The sequence below is a fragment of the Streptomyces sp. 7N604 genome, from assembly GCF_052245475.1.
Classification (GTDB): Bacteria; Actinomycetota; Actinomycetes; order Streptomycetales; family Streptomycetaceae; genus Streptomyces.
In genome coordinates this window covers 174,578-196,591 of the sequence record NZ_JBQQBX010000010.1, presented here as the reverse complement: position 1 = coordinate 196,591, position 22,014 = coordinate 174,578, and the positions used below count along the sequence as shown (strand labels likewise).

Sequence of the window (22,014 nt, the reverse complement as noted above, 5' to 3'; positions counted from 1 at the left end):
TGAGCAACGCTCGTGATCAATACGACGAGGTCTTGGTCAGGGAGCCAGTCCGCTCCTGCTCGGCGGCGGCCCCGGCAGGGGCCTGTTTCGGCCAGACCGTGTAGCTCAGCGCGATCACCAGGTTGATGCCGGTCACGAACAGCATCCGGACCTGCCAGGTGCGCAGGGACCCGGACTGCGCCGGGTCGTCGACGTACCAGACGGCCCCTTGGAGCAGGGCTATGGCGATGGCGGCGGCGAGGATCCAGCGCGCCGCCGTCTTCCACTCGTGGAGGGTGCGCGCCGTCCCGTACTTGGGCGGCTTGACCGGCGGCGGTCCGCTGGCGAAGCGGTGCGCGAACCGTGCGTCCGCCCACGTGATCATGTAGTGGCCCATGGCGCACGAGAAGCCGATGTAGACCGCGGCGATCCCGTGCTTCCAGTCCGGCTCCGCGCCGTGCTTCAGATCGATCGCCGTCGCCACCAGCAGGACGAGCTCCAGCAGTGGCTCCACCAGGAGCACGGCGACGCCGGCGCGCGGCTTCCCGGCCAGATAGCGCAGGCTCAGGCCCGCGGCCAGCAGCACCCAGAAGCCGACCTCGCAGGCGATGATCAGCGTGACGATCACAGGAATCTCCTCTTGGTGGTCTCGAGGTCTCGCGGTCTTCGCGGCGGGGGCGGACCCTTCCAGCGTCCTGGCCCGTCCGGCCCGTGACCTCGTCATGCGCGACGATCTCGGACTGCATCCTTCGACGTACCGGCGCCGCACCGGCTATCGGTCTGGACGCGGAGGCGTACGGCCCTCCCGGCCGTGTTTGATGGATCCGTGACCGCGAGACCGTTCGCCCCGCCCGGCCGCCCGCACCGGGACGACGTGCTGATCGCCCTCGCCGGGCTGGCCGGCGGCCTCGTCCTCTGGACGCTGGGCATCCAGACGAACATCCCGCGGGGCCAGGACCCCGGCGCGTATCCGCTCATCCCGCTCGCGCTGATGTGCTGCGCCGTGCTCATGCGCAGGAACGGCCAGCCGTGGGGGCTCTTCCTGGCCAGCGGTGTGCTCCTCGCCGACCAGCTGATCGGCTCGCTGATCGCGACCGTGCTGATGTTCACGGACGTGATCTACGCGGCGGTGCTCTACGGGTACCAGCGGATGTCCCGCCGGATCATCCCGGTCGCCACGGTGATCACCATCGGGCTCACGATCTGGGCGCTCGCCACGTACCGGACGCCCGACGCGCTGATGATCGGCGTCGTCAGCGCGCTGATCTCGGTCGCCCCTGCCTGGAGCGGCCTGGCCATCCGCGAGCACCGCGAGGCCGCGGAGGCGGAGCGGCTGCGGGCCGAACAGACCGCGCTGCTCGCCGAGATGGACCGCAGCCAGGCGGTGACGGCGGAGCGTGCCCGGATGGCGCGCGAGCTGCACGACATGGTGGCCAACCACCTCTCCGCCATCGCCATCCACTCCACCGCCGCCCAGTCGATCGCCGACCCGAAGGCGACGAGCGAGGCGCTCGCCGTGATCCGAGAGAACAGCGTGCAGGGTCTGGCCGAAATGCGCCGCCTGATCGGACTGCTGCGGGACGCGGGCGCGGACGGCGAGCCCGCGGCCGCCCCGAGGCTCGACGGCCTCGACGCGCTGATCGCCCAGGCTCGTACGAACGGCGCTGCGAGCGGGCTGTCGTTCGCCCTGCGCGACGGCCGCGCCACCGGTGCGCCCGCGCTCCCGGCGCCCGTCGAGCTCGCCGCCTACCGGATCGCGCAGGAAGCCGTGACGAACGCGCTCAAGCACGCCACCGCCGGCGAAGTCCTGGTGCGGATCGGCCACGACTCCGCCGCCCCCGACGGCACAAGGACCCACGACGGCACAAGCATCCACGGACCGCTCACCGTCCGCGTCACCAGCCCGTACGGCGACCGCCCTGGCCCGCGCGCCCCGGGCTCCGGCGCCGGGCTCGTCGGCATGCGCGAGCGCGTCGCGCTGCTCGGCGGCGAGTTCGAGGCGGGCCCGGTCGCCGTGCCAGGGGACGGGCGGGTGAAGGTATGGCAGGTACGGGCGGTGCTGCCCGTCGAGGACAAGAGTGCGGAGGGACACAGCGCATGAGCATCCGGGTCGTCGTCGCCGAAGAGCAGGTCATCAACGCGGGAGGGGACAGCTCGGTGGGGGACAGCCCAGTGGAGGACAGCCCGGTGGAGCCCAGCCCGGAAGGACACAGCACATGACCATCCGGGTCGTCGTCGCCGAAGATCAGAGCGCGGTACGGGCCGGGCTCGTGCTGATCCTGCGTTCCGCCGACGGCATTGAGGTCGCCGGGGAGGCCGGGGACGGCGAGGAGGCGGTGGGTCTCGCCCGCCAACTGTGCCCCGATCTGGTCCTGATGGACGTTCAGATGCCCCGGCTCGACGGGGTTTCGGCCACCCGTCAGATCGTCGCGGAGGGCCTGGCGGACGTCCTGGTCCTGACCACCTTCGACCTGGACGAGTACGTGTTCGGCGCGCTGCGCGCCGGTGCGGCGGGCTTCCTGCTGAAGGACAGCGACGCCGCGGGCCTGGTGGAGGCGGTACGGACGGTGGCGCGCGGGGACGGGCTGATCGCCCCCGCCGTGACGCGCCGACTGATCGCCCAATTCGCCGCGCCCCGGCCCGTAAAGTCCCCGAACTGCGATCCGTCGGTGCTGGACGTTCTCACCCGCCGCGAGCGCGAGGTCCTCGGCTGCCTCGGCGAGGGCCTTTCGAACGCCGAGATCGCGGTCCGCCTCACCATGGCGGAGGCGACCGTGAAGACGCACGTCAGCCGACTCCTGGGCAAGCTGAAGCTGCGCAGCCGGGTCCAAGCGGCAGTTCTGGCACAAGAGTTGGACATCTGAGCTTTGGTCCAGACCTATTGACCGTTGGTCCAGACCACTTTACGCTCCCCTCACTGCGGTGAGCGTTCCGTCCTCCATGTCCTTGGGTGCTCACCGGGCGACGCAGGTTTCTCAAAGGACACAACCGATCCCTGTTGGTCCGGATCACTCGAGGAGCACCCCTTGAGCACAGGAACCTCCCTACCCAGCAAACGTCTCAGACGTCCCAGACGCACCGCATCCAGAGCGGCCGCGGTCCTCACCGCGCTGCTCCTTCCGCTCGCCACCCTCGTCGGCCTGGCAACCCCCGCACACGCGGCCGGGCCGACCGCCACCTACACCAAGGTCCAGGACTGGGGCACCGGCTTCGAAGGCAAGTGGACGGTGAAGAACACCGGGACCACGGCCATCAACAGCTGGACCGTCGAGTGGGACTTCCCCTCGGGCACCTCCGTCACCTCCGCCTGGGACGCGGACGTGACCCACTCGGGCACCCACTGGACGGCCAGGAACAAGAGCTGGAACGGCAGCCTCGCCCCCGGCGCCAGCGTCAGCTTCGGCTTCAACGGCACGGGCGGCGGCAGCCCGGGCAACTGCCGGATCAACGGCGGGTCGTGCGATGGCGGCTCCGACCCCGGCGACCCCGGTGACCCGGGAGACCCAGGTGATCCAGGAGACCCCGGCGATCCTGGTGACCCCGGTGACCCGGGCGCCAAGGTCAAGCTCGGCTACTTCACCGAGTGGGGTGTCTACGACCGCAACTACCACGTCAAGAACCTGGTCACCAGCGGCACCGCGTCCAAGATCACGCACATCAACTACGCCTTCGGCAACGTCCAGGGCGGCAAGTGCACGATCGGCGAGGCCTACCCCGACTACGAGAAGGCCTACACCGCGGACCAGAGCGTCGACGGCGTCGCCGACACCTGGGACCAGCCGCTCCGCGGCAATTTCAACCAGCTGCGCAAGCTGAAGAAGATGTACCCGAACATCAAGGTGCTGTGGTCCTTCGGCGGCTGGACCTGGTCCGGCGGCTTCCCCCAGGCCGTGCAGAACCCGACCGCCTTCGCCCAGTCCTGCTACGACCTCGTCGAGGACCCGCGCTGGGCCGACGTCTTCGACGGCATCGACCTCGACTGGGAGTACCCCAACGCCTGCGGGCTCAGCTGCGACACCAGCGGCGCGGCCGCCTTCAAGAACATGATGCAGGCCATGCGGGCCAAGTTCGGCAGCAACAACCTGGTCACCGCGGCCATCACCGCGGACGCCTCCTCCGGCGGCAAGATCGACGCGGCCGACTACGCGGGCGCCGCACAGTACGTCGACTGGTACAACGTGATGACGTACGACTTCTTCGGCGCCTGGGACGCGGACGGCCCGACCGCCCCGCACTCGCCGCTCACCTCCTACAGCGGCATCCCGCAGCAGGGCTTCAACTCGGACGCGGCCATCCAGAAGCTCAAGTCCAAGGGGATCGCCGCGAGCAAGCTGAACCTCGGCATCGGCTTCTACGGGCGCGGCTGGACCGGCGTGACCCAGAGCGCGCCCGGCGGCTCGGCCACAGGCCCCGCCCCCGGCAAGTACGAGCAGGGCATCGAGGACTACAAGGTCCTCAAGACCAGGTGCCCGGCGAACGGAACCGTCGCGGGCACGGCGTACGCCCACTGCGGCAGCCAGTGGTGGAGCTACGACACCCCGTCCACGATCACCGGGAAGATGACCTACGTGAAGAACCAGGGGCTCAAGGGCGCGTTCTTCTGGGAATTCAGCGGTGACACCACGAACGGCGAACTCGCGGCCGCGATCGACAGCGGTCTGAGGTAGCCGTATGAACCGGCCGGGGAGGCGGTGTCGCCCCCGCCTCCCCGGTCTCTCCACGAAGTCTCAAGAAGAGGCAAGAAGTCTCAAGCGACATTAACGCGCTGGCCTGGCGGAGCCGCCTCCAGCCAGGCCAGGAATCCCGTCAGCGCGTCCTCGCTCATCGCGAGCTCGAGACGCGTGCCGCGGTGCAGACACCCGAGGATGATCGCGTCGGAGAGCAGCGCCAGCTCCTCCTCGCCCTGCGGAGCCCTGCGGGACAGCACCTCGATCGAGGAGCGCTCCAGTACGCGGCGCGGGCGCGGGGCATATGAGAACACCCGGAACCATTCGATCCGGTCACCGTTATAGCGCGCGACCCCGTACACCCAGCCTTTGCCGCTGGGCTCCGGGGCCGATGGTCCGGGGTCGGTGTCCGCCGGGACGTGTACGTTCCAGCGCAGGCTGCAGTCGAACGTGCCGCCGGACCGCTGGATCAGCCTGCGCCGCAGGCCGAACACGAAAAGACCCAGCAGCACCAGCGCGATGACCACGCAGCTCACCAGCAGTGCGAGGAACATCTTCACCGACCTCCTCGCCTCATGTACCGGACCAGTATGACCTCTTGATCTGCCTCAGCCGCGGACTGCTCTGGTGAGTCCCAGAGCAGTCCGCGGCTGAGTGCGGGGCACCTCCCAGCGGCAGCTGGGGGAACGACGCCTAACGGCTCAGCGGGCGCCCGCCGCCGCCGCGGCCAGCCGGACCTCCGCGCGCCGCTCCGCGGCGGCGTCGGCCTCGGCCTTCGCCTGCTCCAGGGCTCGCTCGACGCGGGCCACATCGATCTCCTCCGCCAGCTCCGCGATCTCGGCGAGCAGCGAGAGCTTGTTCTCGGAGAACGAGATGAAGCCTCCGTGCACCGCGGCGACGACGGTACCGCCGTCACTCGTACGGATGGTGACCGGGCCGGGCTCCAGCACACCGAGCAGCGGCTGGTGGCCGGGCATGACGCCGATGTCACCCGATGTGGTGCGCGCGACGACCAGGGTGGCCTCGCCGGACCAGACACTGCGGTCCGCGGCGACCAGCTCGACGTGCAGCTCAGCAGCCAACGTGGCTCCTCGGGTCTCCACCTGCCGTGGCAGGTGTCCAGAAAAAGACTGGGGTGTCAAGAATAACGGGCGTGGCGGTCAGGGACGGGTCGGGGCCCGCCCCTGACCGATGAGCGCAGGAGCTCAGGAGACGCCCAGCTCCTTGGCGTTCTTCTTGAGGTCGTCGAGACCACCGCACATGAAGAAGGCCTGCTCGGGGAAGTGGTCGTACTCGCCGTCGCAGATCGCGTTGAACGCCGCGACGGACTCGTCCAGCGGGACGTCCGAGCCGTCCACACCGGTGAACTGCTTCGCCGCGTGGGTGTTCTGCGACAGGAAGCGCTCGACGCGGCGGGCGCGGTGGACGACCAGCTTGTCCTCCTCGCCGAGCTCGTCGATACCGAGAATCGCGATGATGTCCTGGAGGTCCTTGTACTTCTGCAGGATCCCCTTGACGCGCGAGGCGGTCTCGTAATGCTCCTGCGAGATGTAGCGCGGGTCCAGGATGCGGGACGTCGAGTCCAGCGGGTCCACCGCCGGGTAGATGCCCTTCTCCGAGATCGGCCGGGAGAGCACCGTCGTCGCGTCGAGGTGCGCGAAGGTGGTCGCCGGGGCCGGGTCGGTCAGGTCGTCCGCCGGCACGTAGATCGCCTGCATCGAGGTGATCGAGTGGCCGCGGGTCGAGGTGATGCGCTCCTGGAGGAGGCCCATCTCGTCCGCGAGGTTCGGCTGGTAACCCACCGCGGAGGGCATACGGCCGAGCAGGGTGGACACCTCGGAACCGGCCTGGGTGAAGCGGAAGATGTTGTCGATGAAGAACAGCACGTCCTGCTTCTGCACATCGCGGAAGTACTCCGCCATGGTCAGACCGGCCAGGGCGACGCGAAGACGGGTGCCCGGGGGCTCGTCCATCTGGCCGAAGACCAGCGCGGTCTTGTCCAGAACGCCCGACTCCTCCATCTCGTGGATGAGGTCGTTGCCCTCACGCGTACGCTCGCCGACGCCCGCGAAGACGGAAACGCCCTCGTGGAGGTTGGCGACACGCATGATCATTTCCTGGATGAGGACGGTCTTGCCGACGCCCGCACCACCGAACAGACCGATCTTGCCGCCCTTGACGTACGGGGTCAGCAGGTCGACGACCTTCAGGCCGGTCTCGAACATCTCGGTCTTGGACTCGAGCTGGTCGAAGTCGGGCGCCTTGCGGTGGATCGTCCAGCGCTCGGTCTCCTTGCCGTTCTCCTCGGGGACGTTCAGCACCTCACCGAGGGTGTTGAACACCTTGCCCTTGGTGAAGTCACCGACCGGCACGGTGATGCCCTTGCCGGTGTCGGTCACCGGGGCCTGGCGGACCAGGCCGTCGGTGGGCTGCATCGAGATCGCGCGGACCAGGCCCTCGCCCAGGTGCTGGGCGACCTCGAGGGTGAGGATCTTCCTCCTGCCCTCCTCGGCGGGGTCCGCGACCTCGACGGTCAGTGCGTTGTAGATCTCCGGCATCGCGTCGACGGGGAACTCCACGTCGACGACCGGGCCGATGACCCGCGCGACGCGGCCAGCGGCCACGCCGGCAGGAGCGGTCGGCTCAACAGTGGTGGTCATAGTTCTCAGTCACTCCCCGCGGTCGCGTCGGCCAGGGCGCTGGCGCCACCGACGATCTCGCTGATTTCCTGGGTGATGTCGGCCTGGCGGGCCGCGTTGGCAAGCCGCGTGAGCGACTTGATGAGCTCCTCGGCGTTGTCGGTCGCCGACTTCATCGCACGGCGGCGGGCGGCGTGCTCGGAGGCGGCCGACTGCAGCAGAGCGTTGTAGATCCGGCTTTCGACGTACCGGGGCAGCAGGGCGTCGAGGACGTCCTCGGAGGAGGGCTCGAAGTCGTAGAGCGGAAGGATCTCGTCCTTCTTCTCCGTCTCCTCGGCCGCCTCGCCCGTCTCGAGGCTGAGCGGGAGCAGCCGCCGGTCGACCGGTTCTTGCGTCATCATCGAAACGAACTCGGTGAAGACGATGTGCAGCTCGTCGACTCCGCCCTCGGCCGTCTCCTGGGTGACGGCCTCGATGAGCGGGGCGGCGACGCGCTTGGCGTCCCCGTACGACGGGTTGTCGGTGAAGCCCGTCCACGACTCCTCGACCTTGCGGCCGCGGAAGCTGTAGTACGCGACACCCTTGCGTCCCACGATGTAGGTGAGGACCTCCTTGCCCTCGGCGGTGAGCTTCTCGATGAGCCGCTCGCCCGCCTTGATGGCGTTGGAGGAGTAGCCGCCGGCCAGACCGCGGTCGCTCGTGACGAGCAGCACCGCGGCCCGCGTCGGACTGTCCGCCTCAGTGGTCAGCGGGTGCTTGGTGTCGGAGCCGGTCGCCACCGCGGTCACCGCGCGGGTGAGCTCGCTCGCATACGGCGTCGAGGCCGCGACCTTGCGCTGCGCCTTGACGATCCGCGAAGCGGCGATCATCTCCATCGCCTTGGTGATCTTCTTGGTGGCGGTGACGGACTTGATACGGCGCTTGTAGACCCGAAGCTGAGCGCCCATATCTCAGTCCTCACCCAGCAGCTTGCCGTCCGAGGTCTCGAACTGCTGCTTGAAGGAGGCGATGGCGTCCGCGATCGCCTGGAGCGTGTCGTCCGACATCTTTCCGCCCTCGCGGATGGACGTCATCAGGCCCTTGTGCTCCCGGTGCAGGTAGTCCAGCAGCTCGCGCTCGAAGCGGCGGATGTCCTCGACCGGCACGTCGTCCATCTTGCCGGTGGTGCCGGCCCAGATGGAGACGACCTGGTCCTCGGTCGCGTACGGCGCGTACTGGCCCTGCTTCAGCAGCTCGACCATGCGCTTGCCGCGCTCCAGGGCCGCCTTGGAGGCCGCGTCCAGGTCGGAGCCGAAGGCGGCGAACGCCTCGAGCTCGCGGTACTGGGCGAGGTCCACGCGGAGCCGGCCGGAGACCTGCCGCATGGCCTTGTGCTGGGCGGAGCCACCGACGCGGGAGACCGAGATACCGACGTTCAGCGCCGGGCGCTGGCCCGCGTTGAACAGGTCGGACTCCAGGAAGCACTGGCCGTCGGTGATGGAGATGACGTTGGTCGGGATGAACGCCGAGACGTCGTTCGCCTTGGTCTCGACGATCGGCAGACCGGTCATCGAGCCCTTGCCCATGTCGTCGGAGAGCTTGGCGCAGCGCTCCAGCAGGCGGGAGTGCAGGTAGAAGACGTCACCCGGGTAGGCCTCACGGCCCGGCGGGCGGCGCAGCAGCAGGGACACGGCGCGGTAGGCGTCGGCCTGCTTCGACAGGTCGTCGAAGATGATCAGTACGTGCTTGCCCTGGTACATCCAGTGCTGACCGATGGCCGAGCCGGTGTACGGGGCGAGGTACTTGAAGCCGGCCGGGTCGGACGCCGGAGCCGCGACGATCGTCGTGTACTCCAGGGCGCCGGCCTCCTCCAGGGCGCCGCGCACGGACGCGATGGTGGAGCCCTTCTGGCCGATGGCGACGTAGATGCAGCGGACCTGCTTCGCCGGGTCGCCGGAACGCCAGTTGTCGCGCTGGTTGATGATCGTGTCGACGGCCAGGGCGGTCTTGCCGGTCTGGCGGTCACCGATGATCAGCTGGCGCTGGCCGCGGCCGATCGGCGTCATCGCGTCGACGGCCTTGAGGCCGGTCTCCATCGGCTCGTGCACGGACTTACGGGCCATGACGCCCGGGGCCTGCAGCTCGAGGGCGCGGCGGCCCTCGGTCGCGATCTCGCCGAGACCGTCGATCGGGTTGCCCAGCGGGTCGACGACCCGGCCCAGGTATCCCTCGCCGACGGCGACGGACAGGACCTCACCGGTGCGGGACACCGGCTGGCCCTCCTCGATGCCGCTGAACTCGCCGAGGACGATCGCACCGATCTCGCGCTCCTCGAGGTTGAGGGCGAGGCCGAGGGTGCCGTCCTCGAACTTCAGCAGCTCGTTCGCCATGGCCGAGGGAAGACCCTCGACCTTCGCGATGCCGTCGCCGGCAACGCTGACCGTACCGACCTCCTCGCGCGAGGCCGCGTCCGGCTTGTACGACTGGACAAAGTTCTCCAGCGCGTCCCGGATCTCCTCCGGCCGGATCGTGAGCTCCGCCATCTGGGTTCCCTGCTCTCCTTGTTGGGCCCGAAGTTTTCTAGGGGTCTGGGGGGCGACCCCAGAAGACTTGCGCGTACGGCCCAACTCGGGCCGTCTACCTGCTTGTTGAGTTGGTGGCTGGTCAGCCGGCCATCCGCCGGGACACCTCTTCGAGGCGGTCGGCGATGGTGCCGTTGATGACCTCGTCGCCGATGCGGACCTGGATCCCGCCGAGGACCTCGGGGTCCACGTCGAGGTTCAGATGCATCTCCCGGCCGTACAGCGCCGACAGCGCAGCACCGAGGCGCTGCTTCTGCTGGTCACTGAGCGGCACCGCCGAGGTGACGACCGCGACCATCCGGTCCCGGCGCTCCGCGGCCAGCTTGGACAGGGCTTCGAGCCCTCCCTCCAGGCTACGACCACGCGGCTGTGTCACAAGACGCACGACGAGCCGCACGGTGACCGGGTGTGCCCGGCCGCCCAGCAGACTGCGCAGCAGCTCGGCCTTGGCCGAGGCGGTGGCGATCCGGTCGGTGAGCGCGGAGCGCAGCTCGGGGGACGAAGAGACGATCCGGCTGAACCGGAACAGCTCGTCCTCCACGTCGTCGAGCGCGTCGGCGCGCTGGGCCGCGACGAGCTCTGCGGTGCTCGCCAGCTCCTCGAGCGCGTCCACCAGGTCGCGGGACTGCGACCAGCGGGAGCGGACCATGCCGGAGACCAGGTCGACGGTCTCGCCGCCGACCTGGCTGCCCAGCAGGCGCGCGGCCAGCTCGGCCTTGGCCTCGCCGGCCTGCGCCGGGTCGGTGAGGACCCGTCGCAGCGACACCTCGCGGTCGAGCAGCCCCGTGACGGCGGCCAGCTCCTCGGCGAGCTTCGCCGCGTCGACGGACGTGTTGTCCGTCAGCGCGTCGCATCGCTCGCGCGCGGAGGCCAGTGCCTCGCGGCTCGCTCCATTCATCGGGCGGCCCCAGTCGACTGTGCCTTCTCCTCGAGCTCGTCGAGGAAGCGGTCGATGGTGCGGCTCTGCCGGGCGTGGTCCTCGAGGGACTCGCCGACGAGCTTGCCGGCCAGGTCGGTGGCGAGCTTGCCCACGTCCTGGCGCAGCGCCGCAGCGGCCTGCTTGCGGTCGGCCTCGATCTGGGCGTGACCGGCGGCGATGATCTCCTCACGCTGCCGCTGGCCCTCCGCGCGCATCTCGGCGATGAGCGCGGCGCCCTGCTCCTGCGCCTCCTGGCGCAGGCGGGCGGCCTCGTGCCGGGCCTCGGCGAGCTGAGCCTTGTACTGCTCGAGCACGTCCTGGGCCTCGGTCTGCGCCGCCTCGGCCTTCTCGATCCCGCCCTCGATGGCCTCGCGGCGCTGCTCCAGAACCTTGTTGATGTTCGGGAGCAGCTTCTTGGCGAGGAAGCCGAAGACGATGGCGAACGCGATCAGGCCGATGACGAGCTCTGGGATCGGCGGGATGAGGGGGTTCTCCCCCTCGGCCTCCTGCGCCAGCTGTACCAGGGCGTTCACATCAGTGCCTTTCGTCGAAAAGGGTAGTCGTGCCGAGATCAGCTCGGGTAGACGAACGGCATGACGAGGCCGATCAGGGCCAGCGCCTCACAGAACGCGAAACCGAGGATCTGGTTGGCGCGGATCAGGCCGGCAGCCTCGGGCTGGCGGGCCAGGGCCTGGGTGCCGTTGCCGAAGATGATGCCGATGCCGACGCCGGGGCCGATCGCGGCGAGACCGTAGCCGATCGCACCGAGGTTGCCCTTGATTTCGACGCCCTGGGCGAGGGTCTGGAGCGCAGCAGACATGCCGGTTCTTCCTTCTCTTTCACTGACCGGTGGGGGTTGGCCACCGGACGTCTGTTGGTCTGGGAGGTGAGGCTCAGTGGTGCTCGGCGAGAGCACCCTGGACGTACGAGGTGGCCAGCAGGACGAAGACGTAAGCCTGCACGGCCTGGATGAACAGCTCGAAGATGGTCATCACGATGACCATCGCGAACGACACACCCGCGTAGGCGATGCCGATGCCGTTGAGCATGTACCAGCTGGCGATGGTGAACAGCAGCAGCAGGGTGTGACCGGCAAACATGTTCGCGAAGAGCCGGACCGCGTGGGTGAACGGCCGCACCAGCAGGTTGGAGAAGAGCTCGATGGTCGCGGAGAGCGGCAGTACAGCGCCGAGTGACTTGTCGTAGCCGGTGAAGTTCTTGAAGGCGCCGACGAATCCGTGCTTCTTGAAGGTCAGGAAGACCCAGAGCACGTACACAACCGCGGCCAACCCCACCGGGAAAGCGATGATCGACGTCACCGGGAACGCGGCGACCGGGATGATGGACCAGAGGTTCATCATCCACACAAAGAAGAACAGCGAGACCATGAGCGGGACGTACTTGTCGCCCTCACGCTTGCCGAGCGTCTCGTAGACGATGCCGCGGCGGACGAAGTCATAGCCCGCCTCGGCCACCATCTGGAGCTTTCCCGGCACGATCTTCGGCTTGCTGAACGCCGCCCAGAAGAAGCCGACGATGATGAGCGAGCCCAGGAAGGCGAGCAGCATCGGCTTGTTGAAGTCGTAGCCGCCGACGGTGAAGAGCGGCTGGAAGACAAAGGAGTGCAGCCCAGGGGCCACTTCATCGAAGCCGCACCCATCGAAGATGTGGCAATCGGTCTCGAAGGCGAGCGTCGTCTGGTCAGCACTCACCGAGAGCTCCTTCAGCGTGGCGCATGGGTACGGCAACCTCGATGTGTCGGCGCGGCGCACAGCCGCGTGTCGGCACTGGACTGGTTTTGCGAATATGGGGGCGGCTGGTTGAGCCGAGCGCTGGCATCAGCTGCATGGGCTGCCGGTTCCGTCCCGTGGAACCGGGAAACTCAGCCGCCTGCGCCCGCGATGCCGCAGTTGGCACCGGACGATAGCAGGACCTCGATCGCATGCTTATACCGGCCCCACCTGTCACGCCGCCGACCCCGTGGGCTCGGGCTTGCGCTCCTCGGTGGATTCCGGCTCGACGTAAAGGATCTTGGCCTTCATGTGCGCGCGGGCCTGCGCCGCGACCCAGACGAGGGTCGTCGCGAGCAGCGCGAACCCGAAGGCTTTGACGCTGAACAGAGTTGTGTCCTTGAACACCGCCAGCACGATGGCGAGTGCCAGCAGCTGCGTCGTATAGAGCATCAGGCCCATCGCCTGGAACAGATGCGGCAGCGAACGTGCGGTGCGCTGCAGCACGATGAGGCCGAGCCCCATGAAAAGGATCACCAGCAGTGTGCCGAATGCCGCACCGAGCGCCCCCTTTCCGCCGGCGAGCACGGCACCGGCAACGACGGCGATCACGCCGACGGCGGCCGTGGGCACGGCGGTATGGAGGAACATCCGGGCGTCGTTTGACTGCATGGCGGCAACTCCGCTGGGGGTTGGGGCGAGTGTCGTCATGGACGAGCGTAGGGCCCGGTCGAGGTCACACCTCGTACCAAAGAGCCGTCGCACTACGGTCCTTCGGCGTTAGCACCGGGTTTCGTGAACGGTATCACAAACTATTTGATGAGGTCTTTACCTAGTTGGTGTGCTGCCCATCACACAGACGAGCTAGGCCCTGCACCGATGAGCTGACACCAATTCGCCTGCCCAGTATGGGGCTTATGTCCGCTTTGAGTGCCGGGCGGGGTCGGATGCCGACGGGTGCAGCCGGGAGTGCTACGGGGTGCTACGGGGTGCTACGACGTGCTGTTACCAGGTGCGCGACCGGCCGCCGATCGCGGTGGCGCCCGCCGGGACCCGCGTACGGCCGTCATGGCCATCGCCGTTCTCACTCGGAGCGGCGGCCGCGGTCACGCCCACCACCGGCAGGTCAGGGGCCGCCACCGCGGGGCGCCCGCCGCGCCGGTAGCGCGGCGGGATGAAGGACTCCGCCCAGCGCGGGGCGCGCGGGGTGAAGCGCGGCATCAGCAGCAACACCAGTCCCACCGCGCTCAGCGCGACGATCGCCAGAACGATCCAGACGCTGGCCCCGTTGACCGAGTAGCCGACTGCACCGAAGGCGATCAGCGCCGACCAGAAGTACATGATCAGGACCGCGCGGCTGTGGGAGTGGCCGATCTCCAGCAGGCGGTGGTGGAGATGGCCGCGGTCCGCGACGAACGGCGACTGGCCCTTCCACGTACGGCGGACGATCGCCAGCACCAGGTCCACGACCGGGACCATCAGCACGGACAGCGGCAGCAGCAGCGGGATGTAGACCGGCACCGTCTCGTGCACCGCCGCCCGCTCGGAACCGGCGAAGAGCTTCAGCGCGTCCGGGTCCACCTGGCCCGTGATGGAGATCGCACCTGCCGCGAGGACGAGGCCGATCAGCATGGAGCCGGAGTCGCCCATGAAGATCCGCGCCGGGTGCATGTTGTGCGGCAGGAAGCCCAGGCACATGCCCATGAGGATCGCGGCGAAGAGGGTCGCGGGCGCGGCTGCCTCGAGGCCGTAGCCGAACCACATCCGGTAGGCGTACATGAAGAACGCCGCGGCGGCGATGCAGACCATGCCGGAGGCCAGTCCGTCCAGTCCGTCCACGAAGTTGACGGCGTTGATGGTGATCACGACGAGGGCGACCGTGAGCAGCGTGCCCTGCATCGACGTCAGTGCGACGGATCCCACACCCGGCACCGGGATCCACAGGATCGTCAGGCCCTGCATGACCATGACGCCCGCGGCGATCATCTGGCCGCCGAGCTTGACCAGGGCATCCACGCCCCACTTGTCGTCGAGCACCCCGAGCAGCCAGATCAGCGCGGCACCGGAGAGCAGCGCGCGCGGCTCGTTGGACAGCTCGAAGACCTTGCCGACGTTGGGGAGGTGGGCCGCCACCAGCAGGCCCGCGCACAGGCCGCCGAACATCGCGATCCCGCCGAGCCGGGGGGTCGGCTCGCGGTGCACGTCACGGGCCCGGATCTCCGGCATCGCCCCGATCGTGATGGCGAACTTCCGCACGGGTCCGGTCAGCAGATAAGTGACCACGGCCGTGACGCACAGCGTCAGCAGGTATTCACGCACGGGCTGCCCCAGGAGTATCGCCGACCATCTCAGCCCCACACCCTAGCTTCATTGGTGAAAGACACGCGCGCTGCCGGGATGGTTTCAGCCGCGTCCCCTATGCGCTCGCGGCCTGGCCCGGATGCTCGGCGGAATGCGCAGCGGAATGCGCGGCGGGATACGGCGGGAACTCCGCGGCGAGTACTGCTGGACAGTTGCCGCCGCCCCCTACGCGCTCACCGCCTGCCCCGGATGCGCCGCGGGATACGGCGGGAACTCCGCGGCGAGTTCCATGGCCTGGGTCCGGGCCCCCGCGTCGTCCCGCAGTGCTGCCCCCAGCACCTTCGCGATCCGCGACATCTCGGGCTCGCCCATCCCCTGCGTGGTGACCGCCGCGCTGCCCAGCCGGATCCCGGTGGCCGGGGCGGGCGGGGCGGCGCCGTGCGGCAGGCAGCAGGTGTCGAGGACGATACGGGCGGCGGCGCAGCGGCCCCGGGCCGTACGCCCGTCGAGGTCAAGCGGGGCCACGTCGGCGGTGATCAGGTGGGTGTCGGTACCGCCTGTGGTGACCATGAGCCCTTCGGCGGCCAGCCCCTCGGCGAGCGCCTGCGCGTTGGCCACGACCTGGTGGGCGTACGCGGCGAAGGCGGGCGTCGCGGCCTCGCCGAGGGCGACGGCCTTGGCGGCGATGGTGTGCATCTGGGCGCCGCCCTGGGTGAAGGGGAAGACCGCCCGGTCGATCCGGTCGGCCAGGTCGGCGCCGCAGAGGATCATCCCGCCGCGCGGACCCCGCAGCACCTTGTGCGTGGTCGCGCACACCACATCGGCGTACGGCACGGGGTTGGGCGCCGCTCCCCCTGCGACCAGGCCGATCGGGTGCGCGGCGTCGGCGATCAGATACGCGCCCACGTCGTCGGCGATATCCCGGAAGGCCGCGTAGTCGGGGTGCCGGGGGTAGGAGATCGAGCCGCAGACGATCGCCTTGGGGTGGTGCTTGCGGGCGAGGCGGCGGACCCGGTCGTAGTCGATCAGGCCGGTCTCCGGGTGGACTCCGTAACCGACGAAGTCGAACCAGCGGCCGGAGAAGTTCGCGGGGGAGCCGTGGGTGAGATGGCCGCCCTGGGGCAGGGCCATGGCCAGCACGGTGTCGCCGGGCCGCAGCAGGGCGGCGTAGGCGGCGAGGACGGCCGAGGAGCCGGAGTGCGGCTGGACGTTGGCGTGCTGGGCGCCGAAGAGGGTGGTGGCCCGCTCGGCGGCGAGCCGCTCCGCGAGGTCGACCAGCTCGCACCCACCGTGGTGGCGGGCGCCCGGATAGCCCTCGGCGTACTTGTTGGCGAGTGGTGAGCCCAGCGCCGCGAGGACCGCGGGGGAGGTGAAGTTCTCCGCGGCGATGAGCTGCAGCCCCGCGGACTGGCGTTCCAGCTCGGCGAGCAGCAGCCCGGCGAGGTCGGGGTCCTGGCGGCGCAGCGCGTCGAAGTCCGGACCCCAGTGCGTACGGGTTCCGGCGGGCGCGGTGCCTTCCCGGAGGTGTTCGGCGCGGGCGCTGGGCTGCGCCCCCTGGCTGGCTGACGTGCTGACCGGCATCGCTGGCTCCGGGCTGGCCTGAGGAAGTGGCGCACCACCGGCGGGGAGTGCACCGGGCGTCAACCCCCAATGTAGGGCCGGTACGGCGGCCCCGCGCGGTGTGTGCAGCCGCCCGCGAACGACTCCCTCACGTCTTCGCCGTGACCCCGTCGGCGCCGTGACAACCAGGTCGAACGCCTGGTGAATCTCGTCGCCGATACCCCCCACCCAGCACACCGCCCACCCAAGGACTACGTCTTGACCCCCGTCAACGCCGTGACAACCAGGTCGAACGCCTGGTGAATCTCGTCGCCGATACCCCCCACCCAGCACACCGCCCACCCAAGGACTACGTCTTGACCCCCGTCAACGCCGTGACAACCAGGTCGAACGCCTGGTGAATCTCGTCGCCGATACCCCCCACCCAGCACACCGCCCACCCAAGGACTACGTCTTGACCCCCGTCAACGCCGTGACGACCGGGTCGAGCGCCTGGTGGATCTCGTCGCCGATGCTGCGGAAGAAGGTGATGGGCGCGCCGTACGGGTCGTACACCTCGTCGGCCTCCGGGCTCGGCGCCAGCAGCCAGCCGCGCAGCGCCGCGGCCGCCCTGACCAGGGCCCGCGCCCGGCCGACGACCGAGCCCGCGGGCTCCGGCTCCGGCAGCGTCGCCAGATCGATGGCCCGGACCAGCCGGGTGAACTCCTTCAGCGTGAAGGTGCGCAGGCCCGCCGAGTGCCCCATGGAGATCACCTGGGCGCGGTGGTCGCGGGTCGCGGTGAGGACCAGGTCGGCGCGGATGACGTGCTCGTCGAGCAGCTCGCGGCCGGTGAAGCCGGCCGGGTCGGCGCCGAAATCGGTGAGGACGGTCGCGGCGTGCGCCTCCATCGGGGCGCCCTCGTGGCCCCAGGTGCCCGCGCTCTCCACGATCAGGCCGCCGGTCTGCGGGTCGCCGAGGCGGTGCGCCAGGGCATGCCGGGTCAGCCGCTCGGTGATCGGCGAGCGGCAGACGTTGCCGGTGCTGACGTGGAGGATGCGGAAGGTGTCGTTGCTGCTGCCCCCCGCTATGCCACGCCCCTCAGGGGCTGTCAATTGGCCACCTCGAGGTCGGGTACGACCTCCCGCAGCTGCTCGGCGCTCAATGCGCCCGCGCGCAGCAGCACCGGCACCTTGCCCGTGACGTCCACGATCGAGGACGGCACGGCGGCAGGGGTAGGTCCGCCGTCGAGATAGACGGAGACGGCGTCACCGAGCATCTCCTGGGCGGCGTCACAGTCCTGCGGAGAGGGGTGTCCCGTGAGGTTGGCGCTGGAGACGGCCATCGGACCCACGTCGGTCAGCAGCTCGATGGCCACCGGGTGCAGCGGCATCCGTACGGCGACGGTCCCGCGGGTCTCCCCCAGGTCCCACTGCAGCGACGGCTGGTGCCGGGCGACGAGGGTCAGGGCACCCGGCCAGAAGGCGTCGACGAGTTCCCAGGCCTGCTCGGAGAAGTCGGTGACCAGGCCGTGCAGGGTGTTCGGGGAGCCGACGAGGACGGGCGAGGGCATATTGCGGCCGCGGCCCTTGGCCTCCAGGAGGTCGCCGACGGCCTCGGAGCTGAACGCGTCCGCACCGATCCCGTAGACGGTGTCGGTGGGCAGCACGACGAGCTCGCCGCGGCGGACGGCGGATGCGGCTTCGCGCAGACCTGACGTGCGGTCGGTCGCGTCAGTGCAGTCGTAGCGCCGTGCCATGTCTAACGGGCCTCCCTGTTCCGGGGCTTGAGGCTCAGTTCCGGGCCTTGAAGCTCATCCTGCTGTCCGTGGGACTGCTGTTTTGCTCTGCCGTCCGTGGGACTGCTGCTTTGTTCTGCTGTCCATGGGACTGCCTTTCGTTCTGCTGTCCGTGGGACTGCTGCTTGTCCTGCTGTCCGTAGGGCTGGCCGCTGTCACGGTGTGGCCCGCCGAGCCGTCGCGAACCGCGGCCGCTTGTTCAGGTCGGGGTGGTCGGCGGCGTCGGCCCAGCCCCGCTCCTCGGTGAAGATCCACGGCACTTGGCCGCCCTGGGTGTCGGCGTGCTCGACGACGACGACACCGCCCGGCCGCAGCAGCCGGTGGGCGGTGCGCTCGATGCCCCGGATGGTGTCCAGGCCGTCCTCGCCGGAGAACAGGGCGAGCTGCGGGTCGTGGTCCCGGGCCTCGGGCGCGACGTACTCCCACTCGGTGAGCGGGATGTACGGCGGGTTGGAGATCACCAGGTCGACCTGGCCGTCCAGTTCCGGCAGGGCGGTCAGGGCGTCGCCCTGGTGCAGCTGGACCCTGGAGCCCTCGACGTTCTTCCGCGCCCACAGCAGGGCGCCTTCGTCGAGCTCGACGGCGTGCACGCGCGAGCGCGGCACCTCCTGCGCCAGAGCGAGCGCGATGGCGCCCGAGCCCGTGCACAGGTCGACGATCAGCGGCTCGACGACGTCCATGGCCCGTACGGCGTCTATGGCCCAGCCGACGACCGACTCGGTCTCCGGGCGCGGCACGAAGACACCGGGCCCGACCTGGAGTTCCAGGTAGCGGAAGAAGGTGCGCCCGGTGATGTGCTGGAGGGGCTCGCGGGCCTCGCGGCGGGCGACGGCCTCCCAGTAGCGGGCGTCGAAGTCCGCGTCCGGCACCGCGTGCAGCTCGCCCCGCCTGACGCCGTGGACGAACGCGGCGAGCTCCTCCGCGTCGAAGCGCGGTGAGGGAACGCCGGCGTCGGCCAACCGCTGGGTGGCCTGGGCCACCTCGGCGAGCAGCACGTTCACGTCAATTCCTCCAGCGGGTTCTGCGCCGCGCCTGTTACTGCGCGGCCGCCAGCTTCGCGGCCGAGTCGGCGTCCACGCACGCCTGGATCACCGGGTCCAGCTCGCCGTCGAGCACCTGGTCCAAGTTGTACGCCTTGAAGCCGACGCGGTGGTCGGAGATCCGGTTCTCCGGGTAGTTGTACGTCCTGATCCGCTCGGAGCGGTCGACCGTACGGACCTGGCTGCGCCGGGCGTCCGACGCCTCCTTCTCGGCCTCCTCCTGGGCCGCCGCGAGCAGCCGGGCGCGCAGGATGCGCAGCGCCTGCTCCTTGTTCTGCAGCTGGCTCTTCTCGTTCTGGCAGGAGACGACGATGCCGGTGGGGAGGTGGGTGATACGGACCGCGGAGTCGGTGGTGTTGACCGACTGGCCGCCGGGGCCCGAGGAGCGGTAGACGTCGATCCGCAGGTCGTTGGGGCTGATCTCGACGTCGACGTCCTCCGCCTCGGGGAGCACGAGCACGCCCGCGGCGGAGGTGTGGATACGGCCCTGCGACTCGGTGGCGGGCACCCGCTGCACGCGGTGCACCCCGCCCTCGTACTTCAGCCGCGCCCAGACACCCTGGCCGGGCTCCGCGCCTGAGCCGCCCTTCGTCTTGACCGCGACCTGGACGTCCTTGTAGCCGCCGAGGTCGGACTCGTTGGCCTCGATGATCTCGGTCTTCCAGTTGCTGCGCTCGGCGTAGCGCAGATACATGCGCAGCAGGTCGCCCGCGAAGAGCGCCGACTCGTCGCCGCCCTCGCCCGCCTTGATCTCGAGGATGACGTCCTTGTCGTCGCTGGGGTCGCGCGGGACGAGCAGCAGCCGCAGCTTGTCGGTCAGCTCCTCGCGCTCCTTCTCCAGCTCCTTGACCTCGGCCGCGAACTCCGGGTCGTCCGCGCCGAGTTCGCGGGCCGCCTCGATGTCGTCGCCCGCCTGCTTCCATGCGCGGTACGTGCCGATGATCGGGGTCAGCTCGGCGTAACGCTTGTTGAGCTTCCGCGCGTTGGCCTGGTCGGCGTGGACCGCGGGGTCGGCGAGCCGCTTCTCGAGGTCGGCGTGCTCGCCGATCAGTTCCTCGACCGCCTCGAACATCGTTTTTCCTTTACGTGACGCTGGGAGGAGTGGGCCGGACAAGAGCAAAAGCGCCGGTCCGGCCGCCCGGACAGGGGCGGCCGAGAACCGGCGCTACAGGGTCGCTACTTCTTGGCGGACCCGGCGTTCTTGCCGAAGCGGGCCTCGAAGCGGGCCACACGGCCACCAGTGTCGAGGATCTTCTGCTTGCCCGTGTAGAACGGGTGGCACTCGGAGCACACATCGGCACGGATGGTGCCCTCGGTGACGGTGCTACGGGTGGTGAACGAGGCTCCGCAGGTGCAGCTCACCTGGGTCTCGACGTACTCGGGGTGGATGTCGCGCTTCAAGGGTTCTCCTAGGTTCGGGAGGGCACCGGGTCGTATCGGGCGGGCTTGCCCGTACGTGAACCGGGGCCGACGTACCAGTCTGCCAGGACCGGCCGTGTCTCCCAAAACCGGGGGCGGCCGGAATCTATTCCAGCCGCCTGTCGAGGAGGCTCAGCCTTCAGGACTTCCGACGTATCGGCTCTGTCACTCGCCGTGGCAGGAAGTCAGCCCGTGAGGACTCCGACGTATCGGCCCTGTCACTCGCCGTGGCAGGAAGTCAGCCCGTGAGGACTTCCGACGTATCGGCTCTGTCACTCGCCGTGCCCTTGGTCGCGGACGCCGGGACGGCCCGGTCGTGGCGCAGCGCGTCCCAGACCTCGCGAGCCTGGTTGTCCAGCGGGACGACGCGGTTGGGGTCGGCCTTGTCGTAGGCCACGGGCAGCGTCACCATGCGCAGGTCGTCCGAGCCGATGTCCTTCAGACCCTTGCTGAAGTCCAGGAGCTTGTTGACCGACGCGAGCTCGGAGTCGGTGGTGACCGTCCGGGTCGCGGTGTCCGCGAGGCCGTACAGCTTGCCCGGGCTTCCGAACAGGTCGATGTCCTTGACCTGGTCGATCAGCGCCTTCATGAAGGCCTGCTGGAGCTTGATCCGGCCGAGGTCGCTGCCGTCCCCGACCGCGTGCCGGGTCCGTACGAGGCCGAGGGCCTGCTCGCCATTGAGGGTGTGTGTGCCAGGCGTGAGGCTGAGCCGGCTCTCCTTGTCCTTGATCGCCTGGCTGGTGGTGACGGGCACCCCGCCGAGCTCGTTGACGAGCTTCTTGAAGCCGGAGAAGTCGACCTCGAGGTAGTGGTCCATGCGGATGCCGGACATCTTCTCGACGGTCTTCACGGCACAGGCCGGGCCGCCCACCTGGTACGACTCGTTGAACATGGTGCGTTTCACGGCCGGGGATATGCCCTTGCCGTCGGTCTTCTTGCACGCGGGGCGGCTGACCATGGTGTCGCGGGGGATGCTCACGACGCTGGCCTCCGTGTGGCCCTTGTGGACGTGCAGGATCATCGCGGTGTCGGAGCGGGAGGTCCCGTCGTCGTCGCCGTACTCGGCGTTGGCGCCCTCGCGCGAGTCCGATCCCATGAGCAGGATGTCCATCGAGCCGTCGTCGACGTCGTCGGGGCGGTCGGTGCCCAGGGCCGCGTTGATGTCGATGCCCTTGAGGTTGCCGTCGAGCTGGACGTAGATGTAGCCGAGACCGGCCCCGCCGAGCAGCACCAGGCCCGCGGTGGACCAGGCGGCGATCGTGAGCGCCCTGCGGCCCCGCCCAGGCGGCCTGCCTCGCCGCCCGGTGGCGGCGGGTATGCCACCGGGGTGTGAACCCCTTGCGCTGCTCTCGTCCGCCATCTGCTCCTCAGTCCTCGCTGGTGCGTCGCTCCCGGGTTCCCCTTCCCGGCCCTGCCGACACGGC

General features: G+C 69.4%; 23 protein-coding genes. 4 read left to right on the top strand and 19 right to left on the bottom strand.

The genetic code is table 11. The features are described 5' to 3' along the window. Window positions 1–16: 16 nt before the first annotated feature. A complete protein-coding gene (locus ACTWP8_RS13520) occupies window positions 17–607 on the bottom strand; it encodes a hypothetical protein (RefSeq protein ID WP_443322380.1) in 591 nt (196 codons plus the stop codon). 198 nt (window positions 608–805) lie between these two features. Between ACTWP8_RS13520 and ACTWP8_RS13515 the strand changes: the two genes are divergently transcribed. The 4 genes from ACTWP8_RS13515 to ACTWP8_RS13500 all read left to right on the top strand — a co-directional run bounded on the left by ACTWP8_RS13515 (window position 806) and on the right by ACTWP8_RS13500 (window position 4,646). Continuing rightward, a complete protein-coding gene (locus tag ACTWP8_RS13515) occupies window positions 806–2,080 on the top strand; it encodes a sensor histidine kinase (protein WP_443322379.1) in 1,275 nt (424 codons plus the stop codon). Continuing rightward, on the top strand, window positions 2,077–2,199 hold the full coding sequence (locus tag ACTWP8_RS13510; protein WP_443322378.1) for a hypothetical protein: 123 nt from the start codon (window positions 2,077–2,079) through the stop codon (window positions 2,197–2,199). Before ACTWP8_RS13515 ends, ACTWP8_RS13510 begins: the two co-directional genes overlap by 4 nt. Then, window positions 2,196–2,843, top strand: a complete 648-nt coding sequence (locus ACTWP8_RS13505; RefSeq protein ID WP_443322377.1) for a response regulator — start codon at window positions 2,196–2,198, stop codon at window positions 2,841–2,843. Before ACTWP8_RS13510 ends, ACTWP8_RS13505 begins: the two co-directional genes overlap by 4 nt. 162 nt (window positions 2,844–3,005) lie before the next feature. After that, the gene (locus ACTWP8_RS13500; protein WP_443322376.1) at window positions 3,006–4,646 is read left to right on the top strand and encodes a glycosyl hydrolase family 18 protein; all 1,641 of its coding nucleotides are present in this window, start codon (window positions 3,006–3,008) and stop codon (window positions 4,644–4,646) included. 80 nt (window positions 4,647–4,726) lie between these two features. On the opposite strand, the gene ACTWP8_RS13495 is transcribed toward ACTWP8_RS13500, so the two are convergent. The 18 genes from ACTWP8_RS13495 to ACTWP8_RS13410 form a co-directional block, all read right to left on the bottom strand. Continuing rightward, on the bottom strand, window positions 4,727–5,200 hold the full coding sequence (locus tag ACTWP8_RS13495; protein WP_443316580.1) for a DUF2550 domain-containing protein: 474 nt from the start codon (window positions 5,198–5,200) through the stop codon (window positions 4,727–4,729). 147 nt (window positions 5,201–5,347) lie between these two features. Further along, window positions 5,348–5,728 (bottom strand): F0F1 ATP synthase subunit epsilon, encoded by a 381-nt coding sequence (locus tag ACTWP8_RS13490; RefSeq protein ID WP_443322375.1) that lies wholly within the window; start codon window positions 5,726–5,728, stop codon window positions 5,348–5,350. A 123-nt stretch (window positions 5,729–5,851) separates the two neighbouring features. Further along, a complete protein-coding gene (gene atpD / locus ACTWP8_RS13485) occupies window positions 5,852–7,306 on the bottom strand; it encodes a F0F1 ATP synthase subunit beta (protein ID WP_443322374.1) in 1,455 nt (484 codons plus the stop codon). 5 nt (window positions 7,307–7,311) lie between these two features. Then, the gene (locus ACTWP8_RS13480; protein WP_443322373.1) at window positions 7,312–8,232 is read right to left on the bottom strand and encodes a F0F1 ATP synthase subunit gamma; all 921 of its coding nucleotides are present in this window, start codon (window positions 8,230–8,232) and stop codon (window positions 7,312–7,314) included. Window positions 8,233–8,235: 3 nt separating this feature from the next. Then, window positions 8,236–9,807 carry a F0F1 ATP synthase subunit alpha gene (gene atpA / locus ACTWP8_RS13475; RefSeq protein ID WP_443322372.1) on the bottom strand — a complete coding sequence of 524 codons (1,572 nt, stop codon included), beginning with the start codon at window positions 9,805–9,807 and terminating at the stop codon, window positions 8,236–8,238. Window positions 9,808–9,928: 121 nt separating this feature from the next. Continuing rightward, a complete protein-coding gene (locus tag ACTWP8_RS13470) occupies window positions 9,929–10,744 on the bottom strand; it encodes a F0F1 ATP synthase subunit delta (RefSeq protein ID WP_443322371.1) in 816 nt (271 codons plus the stop codon). Then, window positions 10,741–11,298, bottom strand: coding sequence for a F0F1 ATP synthase subunit B (locus ACTWP8_RS13465; protein ID WP_443322370.1), 558 nt, complete (start codon window positions 11,296–11,298; stop codon window positions 10,741–10,743). The genes ACTWP8_RS13470 and ACTWP8_RS13465 overlap by 4 nt, the downstream gene beginning before the upstream one ends. A gap of 38 nt (window positions 11,299–11,336) precedes the next feature. Then, the gene (atpE, locus tag ACTWP8_RS13460; RefSeq protein WP_443322369.1) at window positions 11,337–11,585 is read right to left on the bottom strand and encodes an ATP synthase F0 subunit C; all 249 of its coding nucleotides are present in this window, start codon (window positions 11,583–11,585) and stop codon (window positions 11,337–11,339) included. A gap of 73 nt (window positions 11,586–11,658) precedes the next feature. Beyond that, entirely contained in the window at window positions 11,659–12,477 is an 819-nt protein-coding gene (gene atpB, locus ACTWP8_RS13455; protein WP_443322368.1) for a F0F1 ATP synthase subunit A, read from the bottom strand. Between the two features lie 252 nt (window positions 12,478–12,729). Then, window positions 12,730–13,167 carry a hypothetical protein gene (locus ACTWP8_RS13450; protein WP_443322367.1) on the bottom strand — a complete coding sequence of 146 codons (438 nt, stop codon included), beginning with the start codon at window positions 13,165–13,167 and terminating at the stop codon, window positions 12,730–12,732. A 333-nt stretch (window positions 13,168–13,500) separates the two neighbouring features. After that, window positions 13,501–14,826, bottom strand: coding sequence for an MraY family glycosyltransferase (locus ACTWP8_RS13445; RefSeq protein WP_443322401.1), 1,326 nt, complete (start codon window positions 14,824–14,826; stop codon window positions 13,501–13,503). 195 nt (window positions 14,827–15,021) lie between these two features. Then, complete coding sequence (gene glyA / locus ACTWP8_RS13440) at window positions 15,022–16,377, bottom strand: serine hydroxymethyltransferase (RefSeq protein WP_443322366.1); 1,356 nt, start codon at window positions 16,375–16,377, stop codon at window positions 15,022–15,024. 426 nt (window positions 16,378–16,803) lie between these two features. After that, window positions 16,804–17,448, bottom strand: coding sequence for an arsenate reductase/protein-tyrosine-phosphatase family protein (locus ACTWP8_RS13435; protein ID WP_443322365.1), 645 nt, complete (start codon window positions 17,446–17,448; stop codon window positions 16,804–16,806). Then, on the bottom strand, window positions 17,445–18,092 hold the full coding sequence (locus ACTWP8_RS13430; RefSeq protein ID WP_443316528.1) for an L-threonylcarbamoyladenylate synthase: 648 nt from the start codon (window positions 18,090–18,092) through the stop codon (window positions 17,445–17,447). Before ACTWP8_RS13430 ends, ACTWP8_RS13435 begins: the two co-directional genes overlap by 4 nt. 194 nt (window positions 18,093–18,286) lie before the next feature. Continuing rightward, the gene (gene prmC, locus ACTWP8_RS13425) at window positions 18,287–19,132 is read right to left on the bottom strand and encodes a peptide chain release factor N(5)-glutamine methyltransferase (RefSeq protein ID WP_443322364.1); all 846 of its coding nucleotides are present in this window, start codon (window positions 19,130–19,132) and stop codon (window positions 18,287–18,289) included. Window positions 19,133–19,166: 34 nt separating this feature from the next. Then, complete coding sequence (gene prfA / locus ACTWP8_RS13420) at window positions 19,167–20,243, bottom strand: peptide chain release factor 1 (RefSeq protein WP_443322363.1); 1,077 nt, start codon at window positions 20,241–20,243, stop codon at window positions 19,167–19,169. A 104-nt stretch (window positions 20,244–20,347) separates the two neighbouring features. Further along, the gene (rpmE, locus tag ACTWP8_RS13415; RefSeq protein WP_210986361.1) at window positions 20,348–20,572 is read right to left on the bottom strand and encodes a 50S ribosomal protein L31; all 225 of its coding nucleotides are present in this window, start codon (window positions 20,570–20,572) and stop codon (window positions 20,348–20,350) included. Between the two features lie 256 nt (window positions 20,573–20,828). Beyond that, on the bottom strand, window positions 20,829–21,950 hold the full coding sequence (locus ACTWP8_RS13410; RefSeq protein WP_443322362.1) for an LCP family protein: 1,122 nt from the start codon (window positions 21,948–21,950) through the stop codon (window positions 20,829–20,831). Window positions 21,951–22,014 lie beyond the last annotated feature (64 nt).

What these genes read in the sequence shown, in the direction of transcription:
- ACTWP8_RS13430 (WP_443316528.1), bottom strand. Translation starts at nt 18,092, where the DNA reads ATGGCACGGCGCTACGACTGCACTGACGCGACCGACCGCACGTCAGGT.
- ACTWP8_RS13470 (WP_443322371.1), bottom strand. Translation starts at nt 10,744, where the DNA reads ATGAATGGAGCGAGCCGCGAGGCACTGGCCTCCGCGCGCGAGCGATGC.
- ACTWP8_RS13410 (WP_443322362.1), bottom strand. Translation starts at nt 21,950, where the DNA reads ATGGCGGACGAGAGCAGCGCAAGGGGTTCACACCCCGGTGGCATACCC.
- ACTWP8_RS13510 (WP_443322378.1), top strand. Translation starts at nt 2,077, where the DNA reads ATGAGCATCCGGGTCGTCGTCGCCGAAGAGCAGGTCATCAACGCGGGA.
- glyA (WP_443322366.1), bottom strand. Translation starts at nt 16,377, where the DNA reads ATGCCGGTCAGCACGTCAGCCAGCCAGGGGGCGCAGCCCAGCGCCCGC.
- atpD (WP_443322374.1), bottom strand. Translation starts at nt 7,306, where the DNA reads ATGACCACCACTGTTGAGCCGACCGCTCCTGCCGGCGTGGCCGCTGGC.
- ACTWP8_RS13495 (WP_443316580.1), bottom strand. Translation starts at nt 5,200, where the DNA reads ATGTTCCTCGCACTGCTGGTGAGCTGCGTGGTCATCGCGCTGGTGCTG.
- atpA (WP_443322372.1), bottom strand. Translation starts at nt 9,807, where the DNA reads ATGGCGGAGCTCACGATCCGGCCGGAGGAGATCCGGGACGCGCTGGAG.
- ACTWP8_RS13480 (WP_443322373.1), bottom strand. Translation starts at nt 8,232, where the DNA reads ATGGGCGCTCAGCTTCGGGTCTACAAGCGCCGTATCAAGTCCGTCACC.
- prfA (WP_443322363.1), bottom strand. Translation starts at nt 20,243, where the DNA reads ATGTTCGAGGCGGTCGAGGAACTGATCGGCGAGCACGCCGACCTCGAG.
- ACTWP8_RS13450 (WP_443322367.1), bottom strand. Translation starts at nt 13,167, where the DNA reads ATGCAGTCAAACGACGCCCGGATGTTCCTCCATACCGCCGTGCCCACG.
- atpE (WP_443322369.1), bottom strand. Translation starts at nt 11,585, where the DNA reads ATGTCTGCTGCGCTCCAGACCCTCGCCCAGGGCGTCGAAATCAAGGGC.
- ACTWP8_RS13505 (WP_443322377.1), top strand. Translation starts at nt 2,196, where the DNA reads ATGACCATCCGGGTCGTCGTCGCCGAAGATCAGAGCGCGGTACGGGCC.